Genomic DNA, 2540 nt, shown 5'->3' on the forward strand with positions numbered 1-2540 from the left:
AACAGACAGGCGATTCTTCGCAGATGCGCGCAGCGCTCAGCAGCACCGCGAGCCAGCCCGCGCCGTCTCTACCGGCTGGCTCGACTCGCTGGGGCGGTAACACCAGCCACCGGGATTATGCGGACGAAAACACCACCGACACGGCCCTCACCAAGGCAAAACGACCCGGCAGGGCGCATAACCCCGCCGTCCACCTAATGGCGCTTATGGGGAATTCCCCATAATCGGCACAGTTTCGCTGTCGCTACTTTGCTGGACTGGTACCGCGACGGCGGCGACGTCGCGGCCCGGCTCCCGCTGCTGTCGACCTACCTCGGCCACGTCGACCCGACCAGCACTTACTGGTATTTGCATGCCGCACCGGAGTTGCTCGCCGAGGCCGCGCAGCGCCTCGACGCGCATCTGGGCCACGACACACAGCTGGGAGGTCGAGCATGACCGCGCTCGCCCCGACCTTGCAGGCGTTCTTCACCGACCGGCTCATCGCACAGCGCCAAGCCAGCCCACACACCATCACCGCCTACCGCAACACCTGGCGGCTGCTGATCGTGTTCACCGGGCAACGCACCGGGAAAGCGCCTGGCCAGCTCGATTTCGCAGACCTCGACGCGCCGCTGATCGCGGCGTTCCTCGACCACCTCGAACACGACCGCGCCAACAGCGCCCGCACCCGCAACGCCCGTCTCGCGGCGATCCACTCCTTGTTCCGGTTCGCCGCGCTGCGTCATCCCGAACACGCCGCGGACATCGCACGGGTCTTGGCGATACCGTCGAAACGAGCCGACCGGGCCCTGGTCACCTACCTCACCGAGCCCGAACTCGACGCACTGCTGGCCAGCCCGGACCGACATACCTGGACCGGTCGCCGCGACCACGCCCTGATCATGCTGGCCGCGCAAACCGGGCTACGGGCCTCGGAGCTGACCTCGCTGACCTGCGCGGATGTGCACTACGGCGCCGGGGCTCACGTCAGCTGCCACGGCAAGGGCCGCAAGGACCGCATCACCCCACTCACCACCGCCACCATCGCGGTCCTGCGGGTCTGGACCACCGAACGCGCCGGCGGCCCGACCGATCCGCTGTTCCCGACCCGCCGCGGCCAGCCACTGTCACTCGACGCGCTCGAACGGCGCGTCGCCCACCACGCCCAGCAAGCCGCCCACACCGGCCCGACACTGATCACGAAGAAGATCACGCCGCATGTGCTGCGTCACTCCGCGGCGATGCGGCTGCTACACGCCGGGGTCGATACCACCGTGATCGCGCTCTGGCTCGGTCACGAATCCGTGCAAACCACCCAGATCTACCTGCACGCCGATCTGACGCTTAAAGAGCAAGCGCTGAACCGGACCACCCCACTGACCAGCGAACCCGGCCGCTACCAGCCACCGGATCAGCTCCTCGCGTTCCTCGAAGCGCTGTGACTATCCCGACCAGACCAGCCCGCGCACCCCCACCCACCAGCACCGACCGGGCCGAGGTCGGGATAATCCGCAAGTCGGGGTAATGCGCCTTATCCCGACATCGGGATAAGGCCCACATCCGCCGCTACTTCATCCGCGCCGGGGACGCCCACCCCGAACTGGCGGACTGGGCAGCCGCCTGGATCGAGCGGATCGCCGCGCTCTACGTGGCGCACACCGCGCTGCGCGCCGCCACACCCGCCAGCCCCGAGCACACCACCGCGGCCACGCAGTTGCGCACCGCGCTGAACACCATCGACGCCGAACGCACCGTCCAAGCCCGCCACCGCGACCTGCAGCACCCGGCCGCCGCGAAGGTGCTGGCCACCCTGGACCGGGAATGGGACGGACTGGCCCGACACCACGAATACCCCGAACTCGACCTGGACAACAACACCTCTGAGCGGGCGCTACGCGGACCGGTCATCGGCCGGAAGAACTACTACGGGTCCGGGTCGGTCATCTCCGCGCAGCTAGCCAGCCGGGTCTTCACCATCACCGCCACCGCAGCCCAGGCCGGGCTCAACCCGCTGGCCTACCTGCGGGCCTACCTCGACGAGTGCGCACGCGCCGGGGGCACCGCCCCCACCGGACCGGCGCTGACCCGGTTCCTGCCCTGGGCGGTCAGCACCCCCGACCGCACCACCTGGACACGCGACCCCAGACCCCAACCCGACACCACCCAACCCGACACCGAGCCCGATCCGCGCGCCGGGCCGGCACCTGAAAGCCCGCCCGACCACGACGGTGGTCCAGACCACGAACGACACCTCAGCCCACCCGACGAGAAACACTCACCCACCCACCGATGACCACCGGCGGGCTCATCAAGCTGCCCGAGCCCTGATTCGACAGTGCCCGGCGGCTGACGGGATCACCGAATGCTTAGAGCGCCGGGATAAACCGGCATGGAGAAGGAGATGAGAGAGCTCTACATCGAAGGGTTAGCGCCCCACGGTGACCCTGAGTCATGCGTTGGCGTCTGTGAGGGCGTCGGCGAAGCGTTGACAGGGGTACGTGCAGGCCGGGCTATTGAGCCGCGAAATCAAGGAGGTCGGGGTGCCGACGTTGTTAAGC

Annotated in this window: 3 protein-coding genes; all 3 read left to right on the forward strand. The window is 68.3% G+C overall.

Going from position 1 to position 2540, the window contains the following annotated elements:
• The first annotated feature begins 249 nt into the window (after nt 1-249).
• The 3 genes from VGJ14_13600 to VGJ14_13610 all read left to right on the forward strand — a co-directional run bounded on the left by VGJ14_13600 (nt 250) and on the right by VGJ14_13610 (nt 2275).
• Nucleotides 250-438: a hypothetical protein gene (locus VGJ14_13600; GenBank protein HEY2833456.1), complete on the forward strand. Its 189-nt coding sequence runs from the start codon at nt 250-252 to the stop codon at nt 436-438.
• Nucleotides 435-1424 (forward strand): tyrosine-type recombinase/integrase, encoded by a 990-nt coding sequence (locus tag VGJ14_13605; protein ID HEY2833457.1) that lies wholly within the window; start codon nt 435-437, stop codon nt 1422-1424. The genes VGJ14_13600 and VGJ14_13605 overlap by 4 nt, the downstream gene beginning before the upstream one ends.
• 116 nt (nt 1425-1540) lie before the next feature.
• The gene (locus VGJ14_13610; protein ID HEY2833458.1) at nt 1541-2275 is read left to right on the forward strand and encodes a transposase; all 735 of its coding nucleotides are present in this window, start codon (nt 1541-1543) and stop codon (nt 2273-2275) included.
• Nucleotides 2276-2540 lie beyond the last annotated feature (265 nt).

Source organism: Sporichthyaceae bacterium, assembly GCA_036493475.1.
Lineage (GTDB): Bacteria > Actinomycetota > Actinomycetes > Sporichthyales > Sporichthyaceae > DASQPJ01.

What these genes read in the sequence shown, in the direction of transcription:
- VGJ14_13605 (HEY2833457.1), top strand. Translation starts at nt 435, where the DNA reads ATGACCGCGCTCGCCCCGACCTTGCAGGCGTTCTTCACCGACCGGCTC.